Origin of the sequence: Synechococcus sp. H55.2 (assembly GCF_047462495.1) — a bacterium.
Lineage (GTDB): Bacteria > Cyanobacteriota > Cyanobacteriia > Thermostichales > Thermostichaceae > Thermostichus.
Map to the genome: position 1 here is coordinate 1 of NZ_JANSJH010000077.1, position 5,579 is coordinate 5,579.

A 5,579-nucleotide genomic window follows, 5' to 3' on the forward strand; every position below is an offset into this window, starting at 1 on the left:
GGGGGTAGTCGTGTCAGGTAGCTTACTTAAGGTTATCCAGTTGCTCCGGCAAGTCGGGATCCGCTAATTTTAGGAGGGCAAGCCGCGCATCGTCCCGCACTCCCCAATCGGGATCGCGGCTGGCGCTTGTCAGCAATTGCCTTTTCAACATCGCGTAAACGGTGGGATCCTCGAGAGCCAGTTTCACCTGTTGCCCGAGGATCCCCAAGCTCCAGGCACAGTTGCCGCGGACTGCCGCCACCGGATCGTGGGCCAAACCCCGACAGAGGGCTGCCGCTACCTCCTGCAGAGCCGGGCCGGACAACACCTGAGCTTGGGCCAATTGTCCGAGGGCGCTGGCCGCCCAAAGCCGCACTGCCGCGATATCTTCGGCCAACACTTCCAGCAACACCGGATAGGCGCGGGGATCCTTAGCATTGCCCAGGGCCCACACCAGGCCTTTGCGCACATAGCCATTCCAATCCCGGCGCAGGCCTTGGATCAGCACTTCCACCTCAGCGGGATCCGGATTGCGACCCAGGGCATAGGCCGCTCCCACCCGCACCAACGGGCAGGGATCCCTGAGCAAAGCCAACAGGCGCGGGATGGCGCGGGGTTCTTCGATCTCACAGAAGGCGCGGGCCGCCTGCATCCGCAAACGGGGATCCGGATCCTGCAACTGCTGCAGCATCCGCTCCACATCCACCTCCGGCGGCGAGTGAGGTGGCAGCTCGTCTAGGGGTTCAAGAGGAGAAAAAGCGTCTTCATGCATGAAAAGGCGCCCACAGGTTGGTGGAGAGGGCGAGCACAAAACTCTCCCCTCCCCAAGCCACGACAGCCGAACCAGCAGCAGAGCTGCTGCCTATCATAAACCGCCGGGGGCCGCCGTCTGATCTGCTCCTGCTGGATACCTGAGCAAGTCCGCTCCTTCCAGCACCCGCGCCGAGCGGATCACATCCCCCACCTGCAGGCGCTCCACCCACTCCATGCCACTGGTGACATAGCCGAACACGGCATAGCGCCCATCCAGGATCGGCAGAGCAGAGAGGGCGATATAAAACTGGGAAGAAGCCGAGTCGAGAGGGCTGGAACGGGCCATGGCCACCGCCCCCAAGCGATGGGGCAAGGCCAGCTTGCTCAGGGCGATGGGATCCTCGATCAACGTGTTGTAGCGGGGGTGAGGCTCTCCGCGCACCTGGATCTCCAGAGGGATGGTGCGCAAGCGGCTGCTGCCCGGCTCTGGGGCGCCGCCGGTGCCATCTCCCCGCGGATCCCCGCCCTGCACCACAAAGGGCTGGGGATCTTTCTCCACCCGATGGAAGGTGAGACCGTTGTAAAAGCCCCGCTGCACCAAATCCACAAACTGGCCGGCGGTAAGGGGCGCCTCCTCTCCGCGGATCTCCAAGAGGACCTTGCCCACTCCTTCAGCAGTTTGCACCTCTAGCTCCACCACTGCCTTCCCTTGCAGTTGCGGGCGATGGGCGTAGGCCGGCGGGATCCCAGATGGAGAGCCAGAAGAGGGGGGCGCACTGCGACAAGCGAACAGACCGAGACAGAGGTACCCCAAAGCTAAGCCCAATCCCACTCTGCCGCGGCTCATTCGCCCCAGCTTGGCGAATTTCATCTGCCCCTTCTCCCTTTTTCTTTATCGATCCAACCTTCCACGGGGATCCCTCTCCAGACAAAAGAGAGATATCTAGATCCGTTGCGACAACCCCAACTGCAAGGTAACGCTGCGAACGCCGTTGCTCACGCCCACCCCGTAGGGGCTGATGGAGATGACTCGCCACTCTCCTTTCACCGCCTGGCCGACCGGCACCTGCCGCACCACGTTGTCCACCAAGATCAAGGCTTTAGGGGCACCCGGATCGTGGATCAACCCCACCAACTTCATCTGGGGCGGCGGTTGAGGCGGGATCCGCGCCGGCGGAGCAGACCTTCGAGCGGCAGGAGGAGCGCTGGCTGCCGCTGCAGGGATCGTTCTCGCCGCCGGCTTGGCCACGACCTCTCCGCTGGGCTCCTGAGAGATAACCTTTTCAGGCAGATCCAGGCGACCTTCCTCCTCTGAAGCCGAGGACGGCTCTTGGGCTGGCAGGGAAGCGGAATAGGCAGGCCCAAGCGCCTCGACGAGATCGGGATCCCTTTGCCGAGGTGGATCGGCCTGTGAGAAAACCCCTGATCGCGGGCGCAGAGTCATCCAAAAAGCCAGCCCCGCCACCAGCGTGGCCGCCAAAGCTAAACCCAGCAGCAGTCCGCCGCCAGCCGAAGAACGGCGGGAAAGCAACGGGGGGCGCGTACCCAAATAGGGATACTCCTCCGCTCCCTCTGCCTCAAGGCTGTGCTCCAGATCCCCAAACAGCTCATCAAACAGAGAATCTGCCTGCCTCGCTTGGCCAGACCATACCCAAGGAGAACGACGGCCCCTGGCTGCTGAAGTATCCAACCCGGACATAGAACCTCTCTGGCCTCACGGTGGGGATCCCGAGGCGTTGAGACACTCAGCCGACTGTTGCCGTCTCCTCAGCCCAGCTCCCTCACAGGAGCCGCATTTCCGGGTACTCGGTCAACAGCGCCTCCGCCGACAGGGTGTCTCCCTCCAACTGCGGCGTCCACAGCACCTCGATGGCCACAATCCGCTCGGCCGGGATGGCAGCCAACTGCATCAGACACTGCCGCAGCTCCGCCACGGAATTAACTACAGGTAGTGTACCCAAGTTGCCACGATACGCAACCAATAGAGTTACCACCAGGTATTCGCCCACGTCCGGGATCCCAGCAGCAGCGCGCTTCAGCGCCGCTTGGGGAACCTGTTGGATTTGGTTATTGCGGTTGGTGAGGGTTTCGGCGCTAAACTTGCTGCGCTCTTGCAAAGAGGCTTGGTAGAACAGGGATTCGGCGCGGGGGAGGGGCAGCTTCTCCACCTGGGCATGGCCGTAGGCCCAGTAGTCGCTGTAGCGCATCAGGCTCAGACTGACATTCTGCAACAGTTGGCTCAGCCCCTCCGGCGACTGGGTGTCTGATTCCAGAGCCAGAGCGTTGATCTCCTTTTGCAGTTGCCGGGCGCTGGCCAGCAGGCCCACTTTCACCTGGGCCACGGTTACCAGCGGGTCGCCAACCCCGTCCTCTCCATCTTCGGAAACAGCCGAGCGCAGGCTGCGCACCAAAAAGCTGCCGGCCCCAATCAAGAGCAGCAGTGTCAGCAGGCCGCCACCGCCCCCCCAGAAAAAGGGCACCACCAGGGGGAACCCGAACCCACCCCCATAGCTGGGGTACACCGGAGCCGAGCGAGGGCCAATGGAGCGGGGCGCAGAGAACGTCGGAGACCGGAAAGAGCCGCCCCCAATACGACCACCACTGCGGGCCCAGACGGCGCTCACGGGGGCCAAAGCCAAGATCAAGGCCAGGGCAACGGCTAGCAAAGGCCGGCAGACGCGACCAATTCGTTTCAGCATGTTCACGGTATTTCTGTCCATCACGGGGCTAGTCTTCCTCAATTGTATGCTCTTTCCTTAAACAGCAGAGGGCAGGGATCCGAACCCTTTAACCGGCCATTTGAACCATTGCTAATCCCCGTCGATTGACCTCTCAGCATCCAACTCAGGATCACTTCAATCTGGCCTATTGAGACTATCGACGGAGCCGACCGCAGTCGTGTTAGGGTCTGGGAGGTTGCCAGGAGGAGGGGCAATGCAAACCGGAGCAGAGGCTCAAATCCAAGAGCAAAAAAAGGAAGGGGGATCCCGGAGGGACATTCGGCTGTTGGTGGTGGACATCGATGGCACGATTGCCGGGCCTTCCAACCAGGTTTCGGAGCCGGTGCAGCGGGCCATTCAAAAAGCCAAAGCCGCAGGTGTGCGGGTGGCGATTGCGACGGGTCGGATGCATCGCTCTGCCGAGCGGTTTCACCACGCCATTGGGGCCGATATGCCCCTCTGCAGCTATCAGGGGGCGCTCATTCGCGATCCCGACAGCCAAAAGACCTTAAAACACTGGAGCCTGGACTGGCGGCTGACGGAGGAGCTGTTGCAGGTGCTGCAGGATCAGCCGGTGGGGGTGCACCTCTACATCGATGACCAGCTCTATGTGCGAGAGCTCAGCCCCCTCAGCCAAGCCTATGCCGAACGCTCCCAGGTGCCGCTCCAGATGCTTTCCCCCGCCCAATATGGGCAAAGCCCCACCAAGATCCTGGCTGTTTGTGAAGATACGGAGTTTTTGCAGGCATTACAGGGATCCCTGCGGCGGCAGTATTCTCCTGAGCAGCTCTACCTCACTCGCTCGGAGCCGATTTTTTTGGAGGCCGCCCATCCGGCGGTGAATAAGGGCAATGCCGTTCGTTTTCTGGCAGAAGAGCTGCTGGGGGTGTCGGCGGATCAGGTGATGGCCATCGGCGATGGCGACAACGACATCGAGATGCTGCGGTATGCGGGGATCGGGGTAGCGATGGGGAATGCCTCGCCGGCTCTGCTGCCCCACGCCGATTGGGTGGCTCCCCCTGTCAGCGAAGATGGGGTGGCGGTGGCCATCGAGACTTTTATTCTCAACTAGGCAGGGAGCCGATGGTGGGTTTGGCTGCTTCTCCTTTTCCCCAAGTCACGCTGCGTCCAGAACAGCAACGGGCATTGGCGTATCGTTCGGGGCCTCTGGGGATCGCGGCAGTCCCGGGGAGCGGCAAGACGTTCATCCTGGAGCTGCTGATTGCCGACCTCATCCTGAATCGAGGGATCCCGCCGGAGCGCATCGGGGTGTTCACCTACATGCGGTCGGCGCGGGGCAATCTGATCAGCCGCATCAACCAACGCCTGCAAGAGGCGGGCTATCCGGAGCGCTTTACCCAAGCTTTTACCTTGCATTCGCTATCGCTGCGGGTGTTGCGGGAGGCCCCTGGCCTTTGGGAAGAGCTGTCCATCCTGGAGGGATATGAACAGGAGCGCCTGCTCAGCCGTCTCTGCCGCGCCTGGCTCGCCCACCACACCCACCTCTGGGAGCCGCTGATTCCCCCCGACGATTCCCACCAGAAGGTGGTTCGAAACCGGACGCGGTTTCGGCGTAGCTTCCAGCAGATGGTGCAGGCGGTGATCAGCACGGCCAAGAATCTGCGTCTGGGGCCGGAGCAGATCCCTGCCGACAGGGAGGGCTATCTGGGCTGGGCCGCCCCCCTCTATGCCGCCTACCAGGCGGAGCTGCGTCGCCTGGGCAAGCTGGACTACGACGACCTGGGCTGGCAGGCGGTGGAGCTGATCGAGCGCGACCCTGTGCTGCGGCAGCAGGTGCAAAGCTGGTACGACTACCTGTTCGAGGACGAGGCCCAGGACAGCTCCCCCCTGCAGGAAGAGCTGCTGCGGTTGCTCAGCCAGCGCGCCGGCAACCTGGTGCGGGTGGGGGATCCCAACCAAAGCATCATGGGCACCTTCACCACCGCCGAGCCACGGCTGTTTCGCGCCTTTTGTCAGGCCAATCCCCGAGTAGTCTTAGAAGAGTCCAGCCGCAGCGCCCCCCAGATCCTCGAGTTGGCCAACCGCCTAGTGGACTGGGTAAACCAGAAGCACCCCATCCCGGCCCTGCGCACCGCCCTGGCTCCCCAGCACATTCGTCCGGCCACC

6 protein-coding genes are annotated in these 5,579 nt (G+C 62.5%); 2 read left to right on the forward strand and 4 right to left on the reverse strand.

The window, feature by feature from the left end; genetic code table 11:
* Positions 1-22 precede the first annotated feature (22 nt).
* The 4 genes from NW844_RS09540 to NW844_RS09555 all read right to left on the reverse strand — a co-directional run bounded on the left by NW844_RS09540 (position 23) and on the right by NW844_RS09555 (position 3,452).
* Positions 23-751, reverse strand: a complete 729-nt coding sequence (locus NW844_RS09540) for a HEAT repeat domain-containing protein (RefSeq protein ID WP_414335154.1) — start codon at positions 749-751, stop codon at positions 23-25.
* 93 nt (positions 752-844) lie between these two features.
* Complete coding sequence (locus NW844_RS09545) at positions 845-1,603, reverse strand: peptidylprolyl isomerase (protein ID WP_414335155.1); 759 nt, start codon at positions 1,601-1,603, stop codon at positions 845-847.
* A 72-nt stretch (positions 1,604-1,675) separates the two neighbouring features.
* Complete coding sequence (locus NW844_RS09550) at positions 1,676-2,431, reverse strand: hypothetical protein (RefSeq protein WP_414335156.1); 756 nt, start codon at positions 2,429-2,431, stop codon at positions 1,676-1,678.
* Positions 2,432-2,513: 82 nt separating this feature from the next.
* On the reverse strand, positions 2,514-3,452 hold the full coding sequence (locus tag NW844_RS09555) for a DUF1517 domain-containing protein (RefSeq protein ID WP_414335157.1): 939 nt from the start codon (positions 3,450-3,452) through the stop codon (positions 2,514-2,516).
* A 214-nt stretch (positions 3,453-3,666) separates the two neighbouring features.
* Between NW844_RS09555 and NW844_RS09560 the strand changes: the two genes are divergently transcribed.
* Positions 3,667-4,524: a Cof-type HAD-IIB family hydrolase gene (locus NW844_RS09560; protein WP_414335158.1), complete on the forward strand. Its 858-nt coding sequence runs from the start codon at positions 3,667-3,669 to the stop codon at positions 4,522-4,524.
* 11 nt (positions 4,525-4,535) lie between these two features.
* The coding region (locus NW844_RS09565; protein WP_414335159.1) for a UvrD-helicase domain-containing protein at positions 4,536-5,579 on the forward strand (1,044 nt) is incomplete at its 3' end.